Origin of the sequence: Haloflavibacter putidus (genome assembly GCF_006546625.1) — a bacterium.
GTDB lineage: Bacteria > Bacteroidota > Bacteroidia > Flavobacteriales > Flavobacteriaceae > Mesonia > Mesonia putida.
In genome coordinates, this window is sequence record NZ_VIAR01000011.1 from 23241 (window position 1) to 46728 (window position 23488).

Sequence of the window (23488 nt, forward strand, 5' to 3'; positions counted from 1 at the left end):
AAACACTTCTCAAATAAAGATATTAAAAATAATACTTAAATATTTTGACCAATTCGGAGAATTAGTAAAAGTAACCTCCTACGGTTTTTAAAATAATGTTATTTTTAGGCTTGTTAATTAGCAAGCCGTTAAAAACTTAATTCTATAAAACTACTTATATCCAGCCGTTGGTTAGTTTAAAGTAGCCAATTTGAGCAAAAAATTATGAGACAAATAATATTAAGTCTAATTCTAACGCTGACAGTACAAATTTCCTACGGTCAAGAATTAGTCGAAAAAATTAGCGAAACGGAATTTACAATTGGCAAAGCACTAAAAATTAAATCACAACTACTAAATGAAACGAGAGATTTAAATATTTATCTGCCTCTAGATTATTCGCAGGACAGTTTAAAAACTTATCCAGTGATATATTTACTGGACGGCTCAAAAAATGAAGATTTTATACATATTTCTGGGATTGTTCAATTTGGTTCTTTTTCTTGGATTAATATGATTCCTGAATCAATAGTTGTGGGTATTGGTAATGTGGACAGAAAAAGAGATTTTACTTATCCTTCTCAAAATGAACTTGACCAAAAAGAATTTCCCACATCTGGAAAATCAGAAAACTTCATCGCTTATATTGAAAAAGAACTTCAACCCTTTATTGATTCTACATACAAAACAACGGAAACAAAAACGATTATTGGACAATCATTAGGTGGGCTATTGGCGACAGAAATTCTATTAAAAAAACCTGACCTCTTTGATAATTATATTATTGTAAGTCCGAGTTTATGGTGGGATGACGAAAAACTTTTAGACTTTCAATCGACATCCTATAACTCAACTAAATCGATTTATATCGCTGGTGGAAAAGAAGGGGAAGTAATGGAACGGATAGCAAAGGAATTGTATGATAAGCTCAAAAAAGAGCAAAAACCGAATACGAATCTACTTTACGAGTTTTTAGAGGACAAAACACACGGAGACGCATTACATATTGCCGTTTATAATGCGTTTGAGAAAATATTTGAACGACAAAAAGAATAAAAAATTGGCTACAACAAGGGGTATAATTAATACGGGTTTGGTGCTTAACCAAAAGTTTAGTGTATTTTTATAGAGTCCGCCAAATTTTTTGATTTGGCTTTAGAATAAAAAAGATAAAACAAAATAAAAAGTTTTGGCCAAGTGCTTAATCGGGAATTAATCGCTTTTAATCCCCGTGCTAATCATAGCCGAAACGTTGGCAAGAATTAGAAAAAAAATTAAGAAAGAATAATTATGATTAAAACTAGATTAATAATTCTGTTAATTTTAATTTCAAATTTATTATTGGCTCAAAATGAAAATGGAATTATTCAATTTAATGAGAAACTAAATCAATTTAATAATGTACGAGATTTCTGCATTTCTAACGATGGAACTGAAGCTTTTTTTACTATACAAAGTCCTTTTTCAGAAATCTCACAAATTGCAAGTATCAGAAAAGAAAATAACGAATGGCTAGAACCTGAACTATTACCTTTTTGTGATTCGTATAGGTATTTAGAGCCTTTTTTATCAGCAAATGGAAACCGCCTATTTTTTGTTTCGGACAAACCAATAGATGCCAACAATAAAGATAAAAAAGATTTTGACATTTGGTATGTTGACAGAAATAATAAAGATGATAAATGGTCTGAGCCTAAAAACATTGGAAAACCTATTAATTCAGATTTAGATGAATTTTACCCTTCAGTTAGCGACAACAATAATCTATATTTCACAATGGATTCTCCAAATGGTTTTGGGAAAGATGATATTTATTTTTGTAAATGGGAGAACGATAAGTATTTAGCTCCTATCCTTTTAAGTAAGAATATAAATAGTAATGGATACGAATTTAATGCTTTTATATCCAGAAAAGAAAATTTTCTGTTATTCACAAAATATAATGAGAAAGATGGACAAGGAAGTGGTGACTTATACATTTCAAAAAAAGATAAAAGTGGAGAATGGCAAAAAGCGAAAAATTTAGGGACTCCTATTAATACGAAATATATGGAATATTGCCCTTTCTATGATGAGGAAAACCAAATCTTATATTTTACAAGCAAAAGAAGAAATCTTAATCCAAGAAAATTTAGCAATATTTCAGAATTTAAAAAATATATTGCAGAAAACTCAAATGGTTTGAGTAAAATTTATTCAACATCAATAAAAATAAAATGACAACTGCTGCCAACACCAGTAACCGTTGCACAAGTTTATAATTTATAAAAGCAAGAAACTATTTAAGGCGTTTTAAGCGATTTTACTCTTTGATTATTAAGCTAATAACAAAAAATATCGAGGGCTTAAAAGCAAGTTTATAGCTTGCTTAAAGTGATTTTCTAAAGCCTGGCGTGAAGCGAGACTATTTGCCCTACTTTTTATCTTTTTAGTGAAATACTATAGTTTTTTTCAAGTTATAGGCTATAGCGGCTAGGTGCATACACCTGTTGGCTTGCTTAATTCCTATAGAATTTTTCTTAACCCCATAAATTCTTTAAGTGTGCCAAAAATCGGCTCGACTGTACTTTGGTGTTTGCCTTTTAAATATCGGCCTTGACGGCTATTTATTGGGGTAATGTTGTGCTCATATTCTTCACGATAAGCGGTGATGTTAATCCGTTTCTCGTGGCTTTTGCCAATGATTGGTTTTTGAGCGGGTAGTCTTTACAGTGCGTTTAGACTCTTGTTATATCATTAAAGTTTTAATTTTTTCTTAACCTTCTACATCTATAAAAATTCTTATTTTAGAAAGCCTAAACTTTTAATTTACATACTCTATGGCTTTAAGATTTGTACCCATTTTAGCAGAAGGTATTGCCCAGGTTTCCTATTTTCTATGTGATGAAAGTGAAGGCTGCGCAGCAGTAATTGATCCTCGTCCCGATGCCGATATTTACCTTGATAAAGCACGACAATATGGTGTAACTATTACTCATATTTTTGAAACCCATATTCATGCAGATTTTATGAGCGGGTCTCGTGAGTTGGAAGATCGGTGTAAGGGAAGCGCTAAAATTTTTGTGAGTGTTGAAGGCGATGCTACGTATAATTTTGCGCATGAATCGGTTAAAGAAGGAGATGAGTTTGCATTCGGCCAAATTAAATTAAGGGCTATACATACTCCTGGTCACACCCCCGAACATTTATCTTATTTATTATGCGAACCTCACAAAGAAGAACCCTGGGGAATAATGACCGGGGATTCGCTCTTCGTAGATTCTTTAGGCCGACCAGACTTATTGGGTGATGAGAAAACTGATGAATTGACCGAGGCTCTTTATAAAACCATGCGGGAAGTTTTCTGCAAGCTTGGGGATGAAGTGATTGTTTATCCGTGCCATGCAGCAGGCTCAGCTTGCGGCCCTGATATAGGTGACCGTATGCATACAACCATTGGATACGAGAAGAAACATAATCCATTCATGCAGTTTACGACTTACGGGGAGTTTAAAGAAGCCATTCAGGAAAATGCACCTCCCATACCGACCCATTATCCTAAGATGAAAAAATTGAATGTTAAGGGACCGGAAATCTTTGGTCATACACCACAAGTGCGGTCTTTAAGTCTAAAAGAGTTTACGAAAGAAATAAAGAATAAAGATACAATCATTATTGATACCCGAGATATGTTGGCATTTGGAGGCGGACATATAGAAGGTGCTCTAAACATAGGACTACGCCCCATTCTCTCGGTTTGGACCGGTTGGTTGATAGATACAAACGCACCTATTTTACTGGTGCTCCCCAAAGATAAAGATCTGAAGCGAGTCGTAACTTTGCTATGGCGCACCGGCCATACTAATTTTAAGGGCTACCTGGCAGGGAATATGCGCACCTGGCAAGAATCTGGTAAACCAATTAAAAAATTGCCTCAACTCAGTGTGCATGAACTCAATCAAAACAAAAGACAATATCAGCCATTGGATGTGCGCAAGGATAAAGAATGGCAAAATGGCTATATTCCTGATGCCACACATATATTTCTTGGGGAAATAAGGCATAAGATCAGCAGGCTAGATAAAGAACAAAATTTAGCTGTGTATTGTGCCAGCGGCTACAGGGCCAGCATTGCTGCTAGCTATTTACAAAAAAAAGGATTTAAAAATGTTCACAGCATTCCCGGCAGCTTTATGGCGTGGAAGGCTGCGGATTTACCAATTGAAAATACAGAAAATTAAAAAAGAAAGAAATTATGGAAAAGGAAATTAAAAAGGTAAATGATGAAATTTCGGTAGCGGCTTTTGACCCGGATGAAAACAGCTTTAAAACCTTTGCCGAAAAAGGTTTTAAGTCGGTTATTAATTTGCAGACCGATGCTGAAGCGCAAAATGTTTCCTCAGAGACTGAAAAAGCGCTAGCTAAGAACAATAATCTGAATTATAGACAAATAGAAGTGTCCGAAGATAAATTATCAGAAGCAATGGTAGATAATTTTAGACAGGAGCTTAAAAACCTGCCCAAGCCTCTTGTGATTCATTGCAAATCTGGAAAGCGCTCTGGTGCTTTAGTGATGATGCATATTGGGTGTCAAAAAAACATGTCTGGCGAAGAAGTAATTCAACAAGCGGAAGAGATGGGCTTTGAATGTGATGTGCCCGAACTAGAACAGTTCCTTAAGAAATACGTAAATGAACATTGAAAACAAAGTAATTGCATACAGTGTTTCGTTTAGATTTATAAATTTAAATTGACCCGTTTCATTTGAAGTAATTAAAAACTAAAATTTATCTACATAAACCTATATGGGCAAGAAATTGATTTCTAGCTAGAAATTGGAAGTAACGATTTCTAATTAAATACTGAATGAACACTGCTTAGATAAATAAAATGTTATTTAAGACAAATTTCAGAAAAACGGGATCTCCTTGATGAATTGCCTGGTTATACTCACGTAAAAGAGTAGTAAAAAACACTATACAAAGAAAAGGTTTATCGCAGATAACGAGTATTGCCGAAAAAGTGGAATTTTAGAAACCAGGAAATAGAATTCTAAGCCAACCACTCCAGATTCTCCTTGCGAAACCTAACCAATGCGTGCAATTTGAAAAGAACAATTTTTGAAGACAAAATTGTGTTTTTGGTAAGGTATTAAATTGATTTATCGATATAGATGTTACCATCCTTCATTACAAAAACAACATTTTTTATAGCGTTTAGAAAATCATTCTCTATATTACCTTTTAGTGCAATGATATCAGCAAAGGATTTAGGCTGTAAAATTCCAAGTTCATTTTCCTTGCTAATATTTTTAGCAGCTAAATATGTCGCCGATTGAAGAATATTAAGCGGTTTCATACCGGATTGATAATAAGCCTTAAACATATCTTGTGAGGAGGCTCCACGCGTAACTTGAATATTAGTGTAATTATCCGATCCTGCAACTATCGTTACTCCTTTTTCTATGGCTTTCATCAATCTACGTTCCATGTCGGTCATATATCTATCTAACCAAGAAAGCTGGTCAGGATTTTTTCCCTGTAGTTGATAATAAGTTTCCATATAATCCAGACTGTTTTCAGTTGGAACTAGAAAAACATTTTTCTCGGCCATAAGATTAAGTGTGGAATCGGCCAGAAAAAATCCGTGTTCAATACCATCTACTCCCGCCTTTATTGCATCCCAGGCAGATTCATTTTTAATTGCGTGAGCAGTTACCGTTAGACCATTCTTATGGGCTGTTTTTACAATAGCTTCCATTTCCGGCACCGTTAACTTTGTATTATTCGGTAGATTGTCAGCACAAATTTTAATTAAATCAACGCCTTGATTAATATGTTCACGAACGGCATTTATAGCATCTTCCGGATTTTTAATGATTCGATATTCATCACTTATAACTTCCTGATATTTCTTTTGCACCCCGTAAATCTGGCCGCCGGGTCCAGACATAATTTGGCCAGCGGCAAAAATTCTTGGACCTTCAATAGAGCCTTCATTAATTGCATCTCTTAGTGCGATATCTAAGAACTCGCCAGAATTTCCCAGGTCTTTGATAGAGGTTATTCCCACATCAAGATAAGATTGAGCTCTTTTAACACCTCTTAGAGTTCTGAGAGCTTGATTTTCGAGAACTAAGGTGCTAATGCTATGTTTTGCAAAGTCATCGTGTGGTTCCTGATCGAATAATACATGCGTATGAGAATCAATCAATCCAGGCAGAACCGTATAATCGGTTAGATCTATAATTTTAGCATCCTTTGGAATACTAATATCTTTTTTAACTTCAATTATTTTGTTTCCTTTTATGCGAATTATTCTGTCTTTTACTAAAATATTTTGTTCACTATCATAAAATGTACCTGCCAATATGAATTTTTCATTTTCCTGAGCTTTAATTATGCTAGTGAAAAATAGAAAAAAGAATATGCAATAAGATTTAATTTGAATCATAGAGAATTTCATATTAAAGAGATTTGGAAGTTTGAATAATCGTTTTTAAACGAAAATAAAGATAGAAAAACTTTGTACAACGGTTCACCACAAATAAAGACGAATATTGTAGAAAAAGTGTATTTTTAGAACCCAGGAAAGAAAATGGTTAATCCTACAAGTACGGTTTCTTACTCTGGCAACTTGTAAACCGGGACCTTGGTAACCATTTCAGTGCAGCAGCTTAGTAATTTTTTTTGAGAATTATTAATCACTTGAAATACTTTTAGGTAAACAAAAATACAACGATGAATAAAATTTTAAAGGGACTATTAATTTTTCTAGCAGTTAATATATGTTTATTCTTTATAACTGCATTTGTACTTATCAATTGGCCAATTCCCAAAAAAGAAACAAATAAAAATTATGATTATAGTTCTATTGATACTCTTTCGGTAAAATCTTTTAAGAAAAATGAGAATTGGATTAAAATGCGTGATGGTAATAAGTTATTTAGTAAAATTTATCCAAGTAAATCTAAAACCGCTTTAATTTTAATACATGGAAGTGGCTCAGAAAGCCGATATTTGGAAACATTAGCTGGAAATATTTCTCATGATTACTTTGCCACAGTAATTACACCAGATTTAAGAGGTCATGGGCGTAACCTTAAAGACCAACCAGACATTAATTACATTGGTCAATTAGAAGAAGATATTGAAGATATTATCAAATACACAAAAGATAGTTTACACGCTAAAAAGATTATTTTGGCGGGACATTCTTCAGGTGGCGGTTTAGTTTTGAGATATATTGCCAATTCAGCCCTCACAAAAGTTGATAAAGCAATAATGATTGCTCCTTATCTAGGACACGACGCTCCAACTGTAAAGCCCAAAAGTGGAGGATGGGTAACGGTTGGAATAAAAAGATGGGTTGGGTTATCTTTGCTAAATACTATAGGTATTGAAAAGTATAATGAAAAACCTGTTTTATTTTTTAACCGGGCTAAAGCTTACGAAGATAGTTTGCAAAATAAATCCTATTCCTACCGTATGGCCGTAAATTTTGCGCCTAAAAACTATGAAAAGGATATTGCTAATGTACGAACAAACAGCTTAGTTTTAGTTGGTTCTGAAGATGAGAGTTTCTATTCCAATAAATTTAAAGAAGTTTATAGTCCAGCTGCTGAATATACCGATATACAAATTATGCAAAATGTGAATCATCTAAACATTGTAAAGGATAGCGAAGTATTAAAAAAAATTGCGAAATACCTGTCAAATTAAGTGGTATAGATACTTTACCAACAACGATTCATTGCAAATAAAGGCTTTTGTGGGAAAATGAAGAGGTTAAAAGCATTAAAAAACTATACTTGTCTGGAGAACAAAATAAAGTAAAAACTGCCAACAACACCGACAACTACTGCACAAGGCTATAATTTATAAAAATAGGAAACTATTTTAAGGCGTTTTAAGCCTATTTAATTTTTAGTTAGCTTACGGAAAACACAAAATTAGGAAGCCCACAATTCAACTTAAACATGAAAAAACAGCCAAATAAGCCTTGGCCAACTAAAGATGCAATGGCGCAGATTTATGAGAAAAACCTGTGGGGTGGTGCATCGGCATTTTATTCCGGTCTAGGTTCGCACCAGACGGAAGTAGTACAACCTTACTTGGCGGTAGTTTCCAGCTTTTTAAAAAGTTTTAAAACGCCCCCGGTAGTTTGTGATTTGGGGTGTGGCGATTTTAATATTGGAAAAGAACTGGTCAAATTCTGCCGGAAATATATTGCCATAGATATTGTTCCGGAGCTGATCGCTTATAACAAAAAAACCTTTAAAGCACCTAATTTAGAATTTCAAACCCAGAATATAGCAACAGAAACCTTGCCACCGGGAGATTGTGCCATTCTAAGACAAGTTTTGCAACATTTATCGAATGCGGAAATAAAAAAGATAATAGAAAAATTATATGCTTATAACCATATCCTGTTAACCGAACATATACCGGAAGAAGATTTTAAACCGAATTTAGATATAATCTCCGGACAAGGAATTAGACTAAAAAAACAAAGTGGCGTCAATCTTTTAGCGGCTCCTTTTCATTTTAAGGTAAAAGAAGCAAAGAAATTATTAAGCATTAAGTCGCCTAACTTTAAGGGCGTTATAGAAACCACGCTTTATAAAGTAAAATAATGCAGTCTTTGTGATGCGTGGTTTTGCAAAAAACAAAAGTTAAAGCAGTAAATTATTTAATGGGCATCTATTTCAGTTAATAAAAAAGTACGCCTAAGTATATAACAAGCTAAGAAAGAAAAATGTTTTTTTATAAAATGTTTCTAACTTTACGTATTCTGCCGCGCAATCATATTAAAAAAATCAACTAAAAAAAATTTACAGATGAATAGCATAAGAATTTACTTTTCCTCCTTCTTTCTACTTTGCTTTATAACCAGCATTCAAGCACAAACAACTGCAAATTGGACTCTTTTGAAAGATGAACCCACAACCCAATTGGTTTTTACGAGCTCTACTACAAAACAAGTGAAAGACTACACTTTTAAAGCAAAATGGGATGATAAACTAAGCTATTCTGAAAACATTGGTTACTACGGTGGTATTGCAGAATTAAAAATCTCTAAAGACAACAAGGAGCTACAATCCATAAGGAATATAGAAGATGGCATTGCCTTAGGAGAAATACGATTCACTTTTTATGATTATAATATGGATGGTCATATAGATTTTACTGTTCCAATAAATTGCAGCAATTCATGTTATGATGCTTATTATTTATACAATCCGGAAACCAATACTTTTGAATATCAAAAAGACTGGGATTATTTGCGCATTCAAAAATTGGATAAAAAGAACAAACAAATCCTCTCACAACCTGAAGGCACTGCGCGCGATATTGAGCAAAAACTGTATAAAGTAGAGGGAAATAACTTGCAGCTTATAAAAAAACTCTAAAAAGATTGAGTGTTTTTAGTTTGCTCTGAAGTATCAGCTTAATAGGTAGTTGATTTTTAGGGTAGAAGAAGGTTATTTCAGCCGTTCTTTTTTGGTCAGTTTAGACAAAAAACTTTTTAAGTCCGTCACGTTTTGGCGAACCGTAACTTTAGCTTTGAAATAAAGCAAAGGAAGAGAAATTCACTTTGCAAATAATAAACTAACCTAACAAATTTTAAACATTATGATCAAAAAATTAAATCTTGGAGAGATTATAAACGAGTATCAAGAATACTTTTCGGAAAAAGAAATAGTAGAACTCAAACAGATTCAGCAAAGTTCGGGTACGCTTGCCGCTAAAGCAAAAGCTTTACACGCGGTTTTATTTAGCGAAGAGACTGATTTTATGTTAGATTCCAGCTCCGATGCTAAAGACCGTTCAAGAGGTATAAACCCAATGTCTGCGGAATACACCAAACGGATGAACAGCAAAAGAGAAGCTTTTGGTATAGAGCCTTTGTCTGTAGATGGTTACGCGGTTTGCGGAAAATCAGAGCCATTTTGCGAAGAAGTTATCCGCCAAGATAAAAATTATAAAGAATTTTTAGAAGCTAAAGAAGCGGGCGAAAGCAAGTAATGTTGGTTCGATAGAAAAATTAAATTATTTTTTCCATATAGTATAGCTACAATTTTAAAGAAAAGTTCCGGATATAGCCTAACACGGCGTCAGAATATTTTTTTGGCTGAGTTAGAAATAAACAAATATTCTGTTGTTTTTAAACTAATACGTTATAGTCGTAAATAATTCTTAAAAAAATGTTATTTTTAGGGTTTTAGAAATTGATAGGCTTTTGAGAAAGCACTTTTTTAAAACGTATTATATCCGGGTTTTGGTTAGGATATAAGAGTGGATATTGATTTACAAAAATTATTGTATACCATTATGAGAAAATCATTTTACATACTACTAATATTTTTGCTCTCAGGAAATATTTACTGTCAAAATTCAATAATTAGTGAAAATGATATTCCAAAACTTAATTCGATTATAAATGACTTGGAAGAGAATTACAGTCGAAGTGAAACACCTAATTTTTACACATTGCCGCAGGCATCAGCCAGTTACTTCAAAATCATAACAAAAGACCCAATTAATTTTCTTGCTGAATTAAAGAAATCAAAGAGCGTAGAAGAATTGCAAAATAAATTCTACGGTTTACAAGTGGACAAGGATTTATTAGTAATAAAAAATGTTTATGCGGACTATAATGATGAAAAGCAATTAGAAATAAAATCTTTTGAAATTACTAACAATCAAAACCACCGTGTTAAACTGCCTTCTAATGATTCTTTAAACCAAAATAACATAAAATATTTTCATACTAGTTATACAAGTAAAAGAGATAGCATAACCACTATTCGTGGCTTTTATTTGAATACTGAATTCAAATCAGTTAAAATTACAAGAAAACTTTCTGATTGGATTAACTACACAGATAAAATTGTTAAACCGGAAATATCAATTTTTTACGATAGTGATAATAAATTGAATAAATATAGAGCACGTAAGGAAACTATTATTGACTCATTAGTGCGTTACTATGAACTAAAAACCAACAAACCACCTTATAGAAAAGAGCAAAATTTTATAGCGCGAAGAAAGAAATTAAACGATTGGCAATCTAAAAAAGAAAAATTTGCAGACAGCCTTTATAAAAATGACAGTAACTTTAAAAATCTGCTATTAGAAGCTTTAGATTACGCAGAAAAAAATAAAGTTTCAAACGGGGATTTGGAGGATTTTACTGCGCAATTAATTTCCCAAAAACGAGCTTTGGAGTTGATGAGGCAAAATAGACAAGTAGGAACTTGTAGCTTTGACAACGGACCTATTATCCAGCAAAAAAGAATTGCAAATTTGGCTGCCAAAACTCAAAATTGGAACGTTTTTATAAAGTCTTTCCTAAACGTAATGAATGATAATGTTTCGAGAAATGCAAATAGCAATATTGCTTCAAATGCGAGAAAAACGTATATAGAAGAACTTGCAAAACTTAATTTAGATTTGGATAAGATGCTATTAGGTTCTAATGTAAGATTTAAAGATACAATCCGTAAACACTATTTTTCTAATGGTAGTAAAATTGCAAAAGCTTATGCTAACTTAAATTCTGAAAAACAAGAATACTTTGAGAATACGATTTGCCAAATAATTAGAGACAAAAAAATTGATGCTTTTAATAAACTTCATTTTTATAATACGCTCAAAAACTATCAATACTTCATAAATGATAGCATCAAAAAAACAGAATTAGAGAAAGTTATTCAAGATCTAGTTCCATCGCTTCCAAAAGAAATAAAATCTAGAATTGAAAACCCAAACAAACAGCTATACGATTTACTTTATCGTGAAAAAGAAGAACTAGATAATTTTGAAATAAAATCTTCAATTATAGCATATATTGGTTCTTATAGTTATGATGGTGAATGTTGGCAAGCTGAACTTATTGACAAAAATTCTGACGGAAAGATTATTTACAACTTAACAATGCCTATTGGGGGAAAAATAACACCGCTTCAAAATTTTATTGACAAAAAAAATGAATTGAAATCTCGTGTTGAAGCTCACTCTTTTTTACAACAAATTATCAATGATAATGAAGAAAGTAAAGTTCATATAAAATTCACAAAAGATAAGTCGTTTGTTAATCGCAGAAACAAAGTAACCAAAGATATGCCCAAGGAATTAGTAGAGGAATTGGACTTTGAAAATGCAATATCTCTTTATGTTTCATTTCCAAAAAGAAAATACGTACGCTTTGTATTATTAAATAATGGAAACTTATTGATGTTAGGAATTCCGAAGGATTTTGAATTATTAGAATATAAATTTGAAGAATTAATGACTAAAGAAAAAAAATCATTCTTATCTACTTCCTACAAGAGTTTTAAACTATTTGATGAGAAGGGAAAAATGTTGAATTAAAAAATAACTGTGTACAACAATGGCTATAAGTAATTGCTTGTTCTCGCCTACTTCTGAAAATCCTCGCGGATTTTCAGTTTGGTGTGTACTTGCAAAGTTAAGTACTAAACCATGCGAATACTTATAGCCGATACCGTTGCCAATAATACAAAATGATGCTAACTAACAAACAGGCAGAATACTTAATAAAACTAGAAAAATCATTAGTTGTGCCAGATCAAATAATTGATTTGAGAAATAAAACTAATACGATTGAGCTAATATCTTATGAAGACTCAGATTATAGTTTTAGATTAGATATTACTTCAAACCAAAAAATAATTCTCAAAACATCAATCCATCATATGGAAAGTAAGTCATTTATTGGTTTAATGAGAATAGACTTTAAAGGGACTCATCAAAATCCACCACAGGTTTTGGATACCTTACCTGATTTTTTGAAACCTTACATTGGGAAATGGTTTGAACCTACAGAACCTCATTTGCACATCTACGTAGAAGGTTATAAACCATTAGCTTGGGCTATTCCTTTAGAAGATACTGATTTTCCGACAAAATATCTCAACCACCAATCAGATCTAAATAAATTAATTGTTAACTTTGCTAAAGAAATAAATTTAAAATCAAAAATTAATATTCAACAAGCAATAATTTGAGCTGGGTAAATACATACGTTGATAATTATTATAATTGGTTAAGAGAAAAAACTTACATCCAACAGGATACTAATACCAATTGGTTTTTAATAAATACTCCTTTTTTAGGAGCATTTAATGACAGTATTGAAATATATGCTCAAAAAAAAGGGAGTTATTTAATTTTGAGTGATAACGGAGAAACTATGGCTAACCTTGAGTTACAAGGTTTAAATATTCAAGGTTCAAAAAAAAGAAGAAATATTTTAGATACAATTCTTCTTAATTACGGTATTAGAAATAATAGCGATGAACTGATAATAGAAAGTAATATAGAAAAATTTTCTCAAGCTAAACATAATTTCCTATCAGCTATAATTGAAATAAATGACTTGTATATTTTGTCTAAACATAATGTTGCTTCAATATTCAAGGAAGACGTAAGAAGTTATTTAGATTCAAAACGAATAATTTATACTCCCGACTTTATTTCTAAAGGTTCTACAGGATTAGAGTTCAATTTTGATTTTCAAATTGCTAAGTTGAAAAGTGAAATTGTGATAAAGTCTTTTAACACAATAAATAAATCAAATTTACCTACTTTTTTATTTGCTTGGGATGACATTAAGCCTGTAAGAGAAAAAATAACACAAAAAAACGTTAAAGCGGTTGCCATAATAAATGACACTGATAAAGAAATTAAGAGTGAATATTTAGATGCTTTAAAATCAAAAAATGCTGATTATATTCTTTGGTCTGAAAGAGAATTCGAGAAAAATATAGAATTAGTTGCATAAAAGTAGTAATGGCAACAAAGCCGTATATAGCAAATAACGGTTTGGTTATAAACCGGAAGTTCCTGCATTTTTGCGAAGTCGCCAAAAACCAATTTATTTAATTTATATTTGAAAAAGAAAAACCAAAAAATTGATTTTTGGTTTCTTTTATGGCGAAATGTAAATCGCTTGTTTGCCAACCACTTGCCAAGTTATACAAACACATTGTAGGCAATTATAACCGACATTACCGAATGAATGAATATTTAATACTTACTTTAATTTTTTTGGTTTATTTTTCACCAGTATTTTATCATATATATCTTGCTATAAAAGAAAATAGAAAAGGAAATAAAATACGGCTAAAAAAGTTTAAAAGATTCTTAAAATATAGCTTTGCGATTATAATTCCCCTTATAATCGGTTTCGGAATTTTAAGCCACACTAATTTCTTGAACTATGAAAAACCTATGACTTTTGATAAATATGATCAAATAACGTTTGAAAATTTCCGGGGTTTAGAGTTTTTTAAAAAATCACTTTATGGAAATGAAAGGTTTGCTTATGTCGTTACATCAATAGATACTGAGATAAATGATAATTCAGTAACTGTTCAATCGCTTTTTTATCCTGCCCGTTCATTTGTTTACAAGAAAAATACAAATAGCAAGGAACTTTTAACGCACGAGAAATATCACATTAAAATAACTGAATTATTTGCAAGAAAAGCAAAAGAAAAAATATCAAAACTCATTAGATTTGACGAAAACAAAATTGAGGGAATAATTAGACAAGCAGAAAAAGAAGAACGAAAATTTCAAATTGAATACGACTACAACACTTTCCATAGTTACGTTTTAAGTGAACAAAAAAGATATGAGAAAGAAGTTGATAGTTTATTAAATTTACTGACTGAATATAAAGAACCAAAAATTGAATTTAATGACAAAAATTAGAATTATTCTTTTTGCTTTAATAAGCATAACACTGACGAATTGCACTACAGAAAAACATGAATTTCCACTCGACAAACGTTATTGGGACTTAAATGACTACGACAAAGTAGTTTTGGAACTAAATTATGGTTATGAAGCAGACGAAGAACTTCCAACTTTTGACAATCCACAAACAAGAATTATCGTAGAAAAACTTACTGACCAACAAAATTTTAATATTGTTCTTGATGATAACGAATTGGGAATTAAGCACAGAAATGAAGTTGCACAAAAATTCTTCAGCGAATGGAGGAATATGATTAAAATATATGATGCGCTTGATAGAAAAGACCAATATTTATACGATAAAGAAATGCTTGCAGTTTGGCATTTTGGTTTAGGACTTCAACTAAAGTATTTCAAATTAGGAAATGCCCAAATAAAAGAGAATGCAGACGACCCAAATTCTTCAAGAGTTAAAAATAATATCAACTCAAACGTAAGTACTTTAATAAAAAATTATTTGATTTATTTAGATGAGATAAATAATGAAAAATCATTCACAGAAGAGGGAAAGGCAAAACTTGCCAATGGAATTGATAAGTACTTTCCTACTTTAATTAAACTTTATCCAGATGCAAATTATAGCGGAATGAAGAACAAGGCGGAATTAATGCTGAAAAAGAGTGAATCGAACCAAATAAAGTCCTCATTGAAAAATTTGATCGAGCTGATTGAATCGAAAAAAGAAACCGAATAAAGTAACTGCCTACACTACCGACAACCGTTGCCCAAATCTTTAATCTATACAAACAGAAAACTATATACTGGGTCGTTTTAAACCTATTTAATTTTAATTAGCTTACGGAAAACACAAAATTGGGAAGCTTACAATTCCACTTAACCATGAAAAAACCACCAAAAAAGCCTTGGCCAACCAAAGATGCGATGGCACAGATTTATGAGAAAAATCTGTGGGGTGGTGCATCGGCATTTTATTCCGGTTTAGGTTCTCACCACCCGGAGATAGTACAAGCTTACTTGGCGGTGGTTTCCAATTTTTTAAAAAGCTTTAAAACGCCGCCGGTAGTTTGTGATTTGGGCTGCGGCGATTTTAATATTGGAAAAGAACTGGTCAAATATTCCCAAAGATATATCGCCGTAGACATTGTTCCGGAGCTGATAGCCTATAACCAAAAAAGCTTTAAAGCAGCTAATTTAGAATTTCAAACGCGCGATCTAGCAACAGAAACCTTGCCACCGGGAGATTGTGCTATTCTAAGACAAGTTCTGCAACATTTATCGAATGCAGAAATAAAAAAGGTGGTAGAAAAATTATATGCTTATAAGTATATCCTGTTAACCGCACACATACCCGAAGAAGATTTTAAACCGAATATAGATATAATCTCCGGACAAGGAATTAGACTAAAAAAACAAAGTGGCGTCAAGCTTCTAGCAGCTCCTTTTCATTTTAAGGTAAAAGAAGCAAAGAAATTATTAGCGGTTAAGTCGCCTAACTTTAAGGGCGTTATAGAAACCACGCTTTATAAGCTAGAATAATATAACAGAGTTCAGTAGCTAATTACGCAACCTGAATTAAATATGCGTTTTGTACGTCAGACTAGCGTAGTAGAAAGGTTAAACATAGCCTGTCTTGCGCAAAGCCGAAAGGCCCGACGCGACATCAGAACTATTATTTAATTAACTCGACACTAAATGGATATACAAATTACTGATTATTAAATAGGCAATTGTATAGTAACCGCTACTATATTGTTTGAATCGGTGATATAAGCTTGAGTCGTAATTTAAAATGGCAAAATCCCATAAAATGGACAAAGGACAGTTTTAATCCTGAAAATTTTAATGAAAAAAATGAAATGTATAAGGGAAAGAAGATTGCATAACCGGTGCTTTTGAAGATTTAATCTTTATAGCGGTAACAGCAACCTCAAAAAGCCGTTTCTCTAATCAACATGCACATAAATCTTATTAAACTTCCGTTTCATTTTACCATTGCCCAACATAACAATTTCGGCACCGGTTGGTAGTTGGGTATCGGCAGATAGCTGGGTACTTACTTCCGAATCTTCTTTTATAGCAATAACAGATAAGCCGGTTTTAGCGCCTATCTGCGATTCTGCAAGCGATTTGCCTTCCAAAGATTTCGGTATCGGAAGGATAAATAAGGTAATACCTTCGCCCAATACGGTTAATTCTTGGCCTTTAAAAATAGATAAAACAGCCTCTGCGCCCAAAGTAGAATAACTCAATACAAAATCGGCTCCGGCTTTATGAATTATATCAATGTTTCGGGCTTCGGTTATCCTACTTACGATGCGCAGTTCTTTATTCAACTGCCTGCAATAGGAGGCAAGATAAATATTCATCGTATCGTCGTGCGTAGAAAGTAAAACCGATGGCGCTTCCAGAATTCCTGCTTTTTTTAAGAGTTCATAATCAGAGGCGTCTCCTGCAAAAACCTGGTTACAAAACGGCCGTGCTTTTTTACATACCAGCGGATCTTTATCTACGACATTTACCATAACGCCATTTTTGTGTAAAGATTCGGCGGCAGCCAAACCAACGCGTCCGGCACCAATTACTAAAACCGGATTGGGATTTACATTATAATCGTGAAAAAGCGCATCTATTTTATCCAGTTGGTTTTTATTTCCTATAATTACCAATACACTATCTTGGGTTAATTCTTCTTTACCGGTTATGGGTTCTAGTTTTCCGCGTTCCCAAATTCCTACAATACTAACTCCAAAATCTTGGCGTAAGTTGGTTTCCCTAATAAATTTAGAGACTAAAGGCGTATTGTGTATGGGCAATTCTGCAATTAACAAATCTTCGTATTGCCCTATGGGTTGCGATTTGGCATATTGTGCATTTACCCGATTGGCCAGTTGTTCTCCCAACCACTTTTTTAGCGGTAAAACGTGATCTGCGCCGCTTAACTGCTGTACATCTACAGAATCTATGGCGGTGGCAATGGCTACAATTGGAATAGTAGGAGCAATTTTACGTATGGTGAGAATAATTTTTGTATTTACAACATCGTTTTTATTCACTAAAACCAGCCTTGCGTCGTTTATGTTTACCGCTTTAAAAAAATCTTCATCATCCAACTCGCCATATAATACAGGAATCTGATTATCGTGGTTTTCAAGCGCTTTTTCCAAATCGCTTTCTATAACATAATACGGCGTGTTATCTTGTTGTAAACGCTCTGTAAGGTCTTTGGCTATAATATCGTAAGAGCAAATTAAAATATGATCTTTTGTTTTGGAAGGCACTTGACGTGGAACTTTATTCTTCTTTTTAGATTCTAAAAGCGGAACATAGAAGTGCCGTATAAACGCAAACGGCAAAACAATTAAGAGCATAAAAATACCCGAAAGCAACACCACGATACTAAAAGCCCGGCCCAGGTCAGATGCAAAGGTAATGTCTCCAAATCCCAACGTACTCATTACGGTAAGTGTCCAATAGAAACCCGTAACCCAAGAGTGGTTTTGCCCTTCAATTTCCATTATAAAATGAAAAAGAACGGAGAAAACAACCACTACAATTGCTAAAACAATTAGATATTTAAACAGGATTTTAGAGTTGCGTTTAAACTCCCGGTCTTTTACATAATAAGCTAATTGACTACCAACAAATTTCATAAACTACATTATTAAATAGCAACTTGCAATTTCGTCATTTTAAACTCTTATCCTAAACAAATTACAGCTTGTTTTTAAAAGTTTAAAGACATAACATTTTTTCGCACTAAATTTCGATTTCAACTTCAATCGCTGGTTGCTAAAGGAAAGGTGATTCTTTTTTTACCACTTTATAAGCCAAATCTTAAGTAACTAAAAAATACAAAAAACACATATTGGTGTAATTTAGAAGTTTTAAACTTTCGATACGCTTAACATTAGTAATCTTTTCTTGATAATAAGTTTAGTTACACTTAATAGGCAGGTAACATCTATAAGGTAAAGGTTAGCTTTCTTTACATCGAAAAGAAAAGTGACCCAAATGAGAATTTTAACTTTATTATTTTTAAGTATGTTAACCGGTGTATCCTACAGTCAAGAAACCGGAGTTTTAAAAGGATCTTTAACAGACAAAGAAACAAACAACCAGCCCTTACCGTTTGCCAATATTGTAATTAAGGGAACAAGTAAAGGTGTTACTACAGATTTTGACGGTTTCTACGAAATCAATAATATCGAACCGGGATCCTATACCGTAGTATTTAGTTTTGTAGGCTATGAAACCAAAGAGATTCCGGATGTTGTTATCAAAGATGGAGAAACTACCGTCTTTAATGAAAGTTTGGGAAGTAGTGCTGCGGCTCTTGATGCAATAATGCTACAAGGGGTTGGCAGAAGAGACTCTGAGTCTGCTCTTTTGCTTGAACAGAAAGATGCTATTGAAATTAAAGAAAGCATAGGAGCGCAGGAATTAGTGAAAATGGGCATTAGCGATGCTGCAACGGCAACTACAAAAATATCTGGAGTTAATAGTAGTGAGGCTTCCGGAGACGTTTTTGTACGTGGTTTAGGAGATCGTTACCTCTATACCACTTTAAATGGTTTGCCAATTCCTTCTAATGATATTGAAAAAAAGAATATAGATTTGGGGCTATTTCCTACTAGGGTGGTAGAGAGTGTTTCTATTAGTAAAACGTATTCTCCAAGCTCTTCGGCAGATCAATCTTCCGGGCATATCGATATTACTTCACGCTCCTTAGCTGGCACAGAAGAATTTAAATCCAGTATGCGTATTGGGGTTAATACTAATGCAATACAATCTGGAGTTGGAAATAATTTTAAGCAAACAGCTAATACGAATGATATTTCTTTAGGCTTTTACTCAAAAAGCAGGTCTACAGAAAATGCGGTAACCGGGCAAACCTGGAATGCAGGAACTACCAGTATGCCCATAAATTACCGTTATACTTTTAGGGGTGGGAAAAAAATTGGTGAAAAACTCAAGTTTTTTATTACCGGATCACATCAGGGAGACTTCCAATACAGAGACGGGTTTTTTAAAGAATACCAAAACAACAGGTTGGTTAAAAATTTTAGTGATGTAGAGCAATTCCGTAAAAATGTAACCACATCTGCTCTGTTAAACATTGATTATAAATTTAATAATAATCACTCTATAAGAGCGGTGAGTTTACTTGTAAATGAATTATCTGACCGGGTATATGAATCGGGTAGAAATGGCCAAGGCTTTGTTTTTGAAGAGACTGCCGTAGATGATAATTTGTCCCAATTTATTAGAGATCAAAACACACTACAAACCCGCTTATGGGTAAATCAACTTATAGGAGAACACCAACTAGGAGAGAGAAACGCCTTAAGTTGGGCAGTAGGTTATACTATGGTAGATGCAGACCAGCCAAACCGAATTAGAAATGAACTGAACTTTTCTCGAAACCAAGAAGATGTTTACCTAGGAGAAGTTGGAGGATATCAAAATAATAAAAGTTATCAATATATAGATGATACGGAATACAATGGACGCCTTAGCGATGAGTTTAAAGTACTCACCGAAGAAAACAAAAAACTTAAATTAACCGCCGGTGGTAATTACCGTAGAAAAGATCGTGATTTTAAAGCTCGCTCTTATGGTTTATCGGAACCGAATAAACGTACCTTAAGCGCTCCTTCTATAGATAATCTTGATCCTATTTTAAATCAAGAAAACATCGATAATGGGATACTAAATTTTGTAGACTTTCTACCGGAAGACTTATATGATGCTTATTTAGAGTCTAGCGGGGGCTTTTTATCGGCAAATTTCCAACTTAATAAGTTTAATTTTAACCTAGGTGCACGTTATCAAAAGGACGATATCTATGTTAATTACGATGTAAACAACATTAGTGATGGTACCGTTAACAAAACTTACGATAACATATATCCTACATTTAGTGTCAAATATGCTTTGAATGATAAAAATAACTTTAGAGTTGCCGGAAGTAAAACAATCACCTTACCGGAGTTAAAAGAAATTGCTCCATTTGAATATGTACCGGCCAATGGTCAAATTGTAGCAGGTAATCCGGAAATTGAAGCAAGTACCAATTACAACTTAGATGCTAAATGGGAGTTTTTTCCTTCTAGCGGAGAATTATTATCACTCACCGGGTTTTATAAACAAATTCAAGATCCAATTAATCGTGTACAGCGTCGCGGATCGTCAGGTGTATTCTCGTACTTTAACTCTGGTAAAAAAGCAGAAGTATATGGTGTAGAGATCGACGCCAATCTTAATTTAATTGAAAAAGATGTTGTTGACAATACCGGTTTCAGCTTAGACTTAAACGCTAATGCTACACGCATGTGGCATAATCAAGATTTAAAAGAAATCGTTTATAAAAATGGAATGATTGCCAACTCCTTCCGTTACGCAGGAAAATCTGAAGAAGGATTGCAAGGTGCTTCCGACTGGATTTTCAATGTGGCCTTAAACTTTAGTACGGCCTGGGAAAATGAATTATCGGCAAACCTGTCGGCTAATTACTCTTCAGATAAAATATTTGCACTAGGGCGTGCTGTACAAGACTTATCCTTAAGTGATGTTTATTACAATGATGCTATTATAGAAAAAGGCTTTGTTACCTTAAACTTGGTAGTAAACCAAGAATTAAACGAAAATTGGACTTTACGTTTTACAGGTAAGAACCTATTAAACCCAACTATAGAACGTGAACAAGATGTATTACCCATTAATGGGAATACTGTAGAAACCAATACGGTGCAATCGTACACAAAAGGAGCCGTCTTGTCATTTGGGGTAAGTTATAATTTATAAACAAAAAATTTTATTAATCAATTTTTAATCTTTAACTAAATCAAACAAAAATGAAAAAATCAATTAAAAAATTATCGATTTTATTTTCGATTTTATTTCTAGCTGTTTTTACAGTTAGTTGTAGCAACGATGATGATTTATCTACTGATAATGATTCAACTATAGACGCAGAACTTAACGGGTCTATTACAGAAGACCTAACTTTAGATGCTAACACTACCTACCAATTAACAGGTACATTTAGTGTTGAAGAAGGGGCTAAATTAACTATCCCGGCAGGAACTAATATTGTAACCGGTACGGGAACTGATGTTTATATGGTAGTACAAAAAGGCGCGCAAATTGATATTCAAGGTACTCCTTCAGCACCAGTTCATATGGCTCCAGAAGGAGAAGGTAACTGGGGAGGTTTAGTAATCTTAGGAAATGCTGAAACTACAGCAGGCGTTAATGCTATTGCAGAAGTTGGAAACTTAATTTATGGAGGTAGCAATAATGCTGACAATTCAGGTTCTATCAAGTATTTAGTAATTGAACAATCTGGAGCCCAAATAAATACAGATTCGCAGTACAACGGTCTTACACTTTATGCTGTAGGTTCAGGAACGACTATAGAAAACGTAGCTATTCTTGACGGATTAGATGATGGTCTTGAGTTTTTTGGTGGCGCTGTTAACGTTTCTAACGTATATGTTGAAAACTTAGAAGATGACGCTATAGACTGGACAGAAGGTTGGAATGGTACATTGACAAATACCTACGTGCTACATACCATTGAAGGATTTTCAACTGCCATAGAAGCTGATGGAACAAACAATAATCCAAACATTATCAACTTTACTGCTGTTTCTGAAACTGGAGGAACTGCGTTGCAATTTAAAGCTGAATCTGGAGCAATAATCACAGGATTATCATTAAATGGATACGATACTTCTGTAGAAATGGCAGATAACGGTCCGCTTACTAATATCTCTATTGATGGAGATGTTGCAGATCCTGCAAATACCTATACAGGTCCTTCTACCGTAAATCCAGCCGATTTTGATTGGATTGCAAATGCCAACATAGACAATGTATTAAACGGAAGTATTACTGGTAATATAGAATTAGATGCTAACATTACGTACAAACTCCCTGGGGTTCTTAGTATTGAAAACGGAGCTTCATTAACTATTCCTGCCGGAACTAACATTCAAACTGGAACAGGAACAGATGTATACATCGCTGTACAAAAAGGAGGTCAGATTTTTATCGAAGGAGAAGCTTCTAATCCTGTAACTATGGGACCAACAGAAGAAGGTACTTGGGGAGGTTTATTGCTACTTGGTAATGCTACAACAACAGCAGGAGTAGATGCTACTGCAGAAGTTGGTGGATTAATTTATGGAGGTAGTGATAATCAAGATAACTCAGGGTCTATTAATTACTTGATCATTAGAAAATCTGGAGCCCAGATCAATACAGATTCGCAGTATAACGGTCTTACACTTTATGCTGTAGGTTCTGGAACTACAATTAGCAATATTGCAATTATAGATGGGCAAGATGATGGTATCGAGTTTTTTGGAGGAACCGTAAACGCTTCGAATGTATATGTTGAAAACTTAGAAGATGATGCTATCGACTGGACAGAAGGATGGAGCGGTACATTAACTAACACTTATGTAAAGCATTCTATCACAGGATTCTCTACCGCAATTGAAGCAGACGGAACAAACAACAATCCTACAATTGTAAACTTCACTGCTGTTTCTCAAGAAGGAGGTACTGCGTTACAGTTTAAAGCACAATCGGGAGCAACAATTACAGGTTTATCATTAAATGGTTATGATACCACTATCGATATGGCAGACAATGGGCCACTTTCAAACATATCGATAAATGGTAGTATTGCAGATCCTGCTTTAAGCTATGATATTGAAGCAACTGTAAATGTAAACGATTTTAGCTGGGCAATAAACTAAAGTTAGTTTTTG

The 23488-nt window shown here is 33.5% G+C and carries 18 protein-coding genes; 16 read left to right on the top strand and 2 right to left on the bottom strand.

Annotated features, from left to right (window positions below):
* Nucleotides 1-204 precede the first annotated feature (204 nt).
* From FKR84_RS10530 to FKR84_RS10550, 4 genes are all read left to right on the top strand, one after another.
* A complete protein-coding gene (locus FKR84_RS10530; RefSeq protein ID WP_141422270.1) occupies nt 205-1035 on the top strand; it encodes an alpha/beta hydrolase in 831 nt (276 codons plus the stop codon).
* Between the two features lie 234 nt (nt 1036-1269).
* Entirely contained in the window at nt 1270-2199 is a 930-nt protein-coding gene (locus FKR84_RS10535; protein WP_141422271.1) for a TolB-like translocation protein, read from the top strand.
* 599 nt (nt 2200-2798) lie between these two features.
* Nucleotides 2799-4199: an MBL fold metallo-hydrolase gene (locus FKR84_RS10545; RefSeq protein WP_141422272.1), complete on the top strand. Its 1401-nt coding sequence runs from the start codon at nt 2799-2801 to the stop codon at nt 4197-4199.
* A 14-nt stretch (nt 4200-4213) separates the two neighbouring features.
* Nucleotides 4214-4660, top strand: a complete 447-nt coding sequence (locus FKR84_RS10550) for a beta-lactamase hydrolase domain-containing protein (RefSeq protein WP_141422273.1) — start codon at nt 4214-4216, stop codon at nt 4658-4660.
* A gap of 449 nt (nt 4661-5109) precedes the next feature.
* Here the strand turns inward: FKR84_RS10550 and FKR84_RS10555 are convergent, their stop codons facing one another.
* A complete protein-coding gene (locus tag FKR84_RS10555; RefSeq protein WP_141422274.1) occupies nt 5110-6411 on the bottom strand; it encodes an amidohydrolase family protein in 1302 nt (433 codons plus the stop codon).
* A gap of 287 nt (nt 6412-6698) precedes the next feature.
* Between FKR84_RS10555 and FKR84_RS10560 the strand changes: the two genes are divergently transcribed.
* The 10 genes from FKR84_RS10560 (at nt 6699) to FKR84_RS10605 (ending at nt 16244) form a co-directional block, all read left to right on the top strand.
* A complete protein-coding gene (locus FKR84_RS10560; RefSeq protein WP_141422275.1) occupies nt 6699-7679 on the top strand; it encodes an alpha/beta hydrolase in 981 nt (326 codons plus the stop codon).
* A gap of 257 nt (nt 7680-7936) precedes the next feature.
* Nucleotides 7937-8593, top strand: coding sequence for a class I SAM-dependent methyltransferase (locus FKR84_RS10565; RefSeq protein WP_141422276.1), 657 nt, complete (start codon nt 7937-7939; stop codon nt 8591-8593).
* A gap of 204 nt (nt 8594-8797) precedes the next feature.
* Nucleotides 8798-9370 carry an XAC2610-related protein gene (locus FKR84_RS10570; protein ID WP_141422277.1) on the top strand — a complete coding sequence of 191 codons (573 nt, stop codon included), beginning with the start codon at nt 8798-8800 and terminating at the stop codon, nt 9368-9370.
* A gap of 223 nt (nt 9371-9593) precedes the next feature.
* Nucleotides 9594-9986: a hypothetical protein gene (locus FKR84_RS10575; RefSeq protein WP_141422278.1), complete on the top strand. Its 393-nt coding sequence runs from the start codon at nt 9594-9596 to the stop codon at nt 9984-9986.
* A 306-nt stretch (nt 9987-10292) separates the two neighbouring features.
* Nucleotides 10293-12335 (top strand): hypothetical protein, encoded by a 2043-nt coding sequence (locus tag FKR84_RS10580; RefSeq protein WP_141422279.1) that lies wholly within the window; start codon nt 10293-10295, stop codon nt 12333-12335.
* Between the two features lie 152 nt (nt 12336-12487).
* Complete coding sequence (locus FKR84_RS10585; protein WP_141422280.1) at nt 12488-12991, top strand: DUF6978 family protein; 504 nt, start codon at nt 12488-12490, stop codon at nt 12989-12991.
* A complete protein-coding gene (locus tag FKR84_RS10590; RefSeq protein WP_141422281.1) occupies nt 12988-13767 on the top strand; it encodes a DUF1829 domain-containing protein in 780 nt (259 codons plus the stop codon). The genes FKR84_RS10585 and FKR84_RS10590 overlap by 4 nt, the downstream gene beginning before the upstream one ends.
* Before the next feature lie 233 nt (nt 13768-14000).
* Entirely contained in the window at nt 14001-14702 is a 702-nt protein-coding gene (locus tag FKR84_RS10595) for a hypothetical protein (RefSeq protein WP_141422282.1), read from the top strand.
* Nucleotides 14689-15441, top strand: a complete 753-nt coding sequence (locus FKR84_RS10600) for a hypothetical protein (protein WP_141422283.1) — start codon at nt 14689-14691, stop codon at nt 15439-15441. The genes FKR84_RS10595 and FKR84_RS10600 overlap by 14 nt, the downstream gene beginning before the upstream one ends.
* A gap of 146 nt (nt 15442-15587) precedes the next feature.
* Entirely contained in the window at nt 15588-16244 is a 657-nt protein-coding gene (locus tag FKR84_RS10605; protein WP_141422284.1) for a class I SAM-dependent methyltransferase, read from the top strand.
* Nucleotides 16245-16651: 407 nt separating this feature from the next.
* Here FKR84_RS10605 and FKR84_RS10610 read toward each other — a convergent pair whose 3' ends face one another.
* Complete coding sequence (locus FKR84_RS10610; protein ID WP_141422285.1) at nt 16652-18358, bottom strand: potassium channel family protein; 1707 nt, start codon at nt 18356-18358, stop codon at nt 16652-16654.
* A 361-nt stretch (nt 18359-18719) separates the two neighbouring features.
* On the opposite strand from FKR84_RS10610, the gene FKR84_RS10615 reads away from it, so the two are divergent.
* A complete protein-coding gene (locus tag FKR84_RS10615; protein ID WP_141422286.1) occupies nt 18720-21512 on the top strand; it encodes a TonB-dependent receptor in 2793 nt (930 codons plus the stop codon).
* A gap of 377 nt (nt 21513-21889) precedes the next feature.
* Entirely contained in the window at nt 21890-23476 is a 1587-nt protein-coding gene (locus FKR84_RS10620) for a hypothetical protein (RefSeq protein WP_317129112.1), read from the top strand.
* Nucleotides 23477-23488 lie beyond the last annotated feature (12 nt).

Excerpts from the sequence above, each read along its gene's own strand:
- FKR84_RS10615 (WP_141422286.1), top strand. The coding sequence starts at position 18,720 with ATGAGAATTTTAACTTTATTATTTTTAAGTATGTTAACCGGTGTATCC.
- FKR84_RS10620 (WP_317129112.1), top strand. The coding sequence starts at position 21,890 with ATGGCTCCAGAAGGAGAAGGTAACTGGGGAGGTTTAGTAATCTTAGGA.
- FKR84_RS10580 (WP_141422279.1), top strand. The coding sequence starts at position 10,293 with ATGAGAAAATCATTTTACATACTACTAATATTTTTGCTCTCAGGAAAT.
- FKR84_RS10570 (WP_141422277.1), top strand. The coding sequence starts at position 8,798 with ATGAATAGCATAAGAATTTACTTTTCCTCCTTCTTTCTACTTTGCTTT.
- FKR84_RS10555 (WP_141422274.1), bottom strand. The coding sequence starts at position 6,411 with ATGATTCAAATTAAATCTTATTGCATATTCTTTTTTCTATTTTTCACT.
- FKR84_RS10595 (WP_141422282.1), top strand. The coding sequence starts at position 14,001 with ATGAATGAATATTTAATACTTACTTTAATTTTTTTGGTTTATTTTTCA.
- FKR84_RS10535 (WP_141422271.1), top strand. The coding sequence starts at position 1,270 with ATGATTAAAACTAGATTAATAATTCTGTTAATTTTAATTTCAAATTTA.
- FKR84_RS10550 (WP_141422273.1), top strand. The coding sequence starts at position 4,214 with ATGGAAAAGGAAATTAAAAAGGTAAATGATGAAATTTCGGTAGCGGCT.
- FKR84_RS10545 (WP_141422272.1), top strand. The coding sequence starts at position 2,799 with ATGGCTTTAAGATTTGTACCCATTTTAGCAGAAGGTATTGCCCAGGTT.
- FKR84_RS10565 (WP_141422276.1), top strand. The coding sequence starts at position 7,937 with ATGAAAAAACAGCCAAATAAGCCTTGGCCAACTAAAGATGCAATGGCG.
- FKR84_RS10585 (WP_141422280.1), top strand. The coding sequence starts at position 12,488 with ATGATGCTAACTAACAAACAGGCAGAATACTTAATAAAACTAGAAAAA.
- FKR84_RS10575 (WP_141422278.1), top strand. The coding sequence starts at position 9,594 with ATGATCAAAAAATTAAATCTTGGAGAGATTATAAACGAGTATCAAGAA.
- FKR84_RS10600 (WP_141422283.1), top strand. The coding sequence starts at position 14,689 with ATGACAAAAATTAGAATTATTCTTTTTGCTTTAATAAGCATAACACTG.
- FKR84_RS10610 (WP_141422285.1), bottom strand. The coding sequence starts at position 18,358 with ATGAAATTTGTTGGTAGTCAATTAGCTTATTATGTAAAAGACCGGGAG.
- FKR84_RS10560 (WP_141422275.1), top strand. The coding sequence starts at position 6,699 with ATGAATAAAATTTTAAAGGGACTATTAATTTTTCTAGCAGTTAATATA.
- FKR84_RS10605 (WP_141422284.1), top strand. The coding sequence starts at position 15,588 with ATGAAAAAACCACCAAAAAAGCCTTGGCCAACCAAAGATGCGATGGCA.
- FKR84_RS10530 (WP_141422270.1), top strand. The coding sequence starts at position 205 with ATGAGACAAATAATATTAAGTCTAATTCTAACGCTGACAGTACAAATT.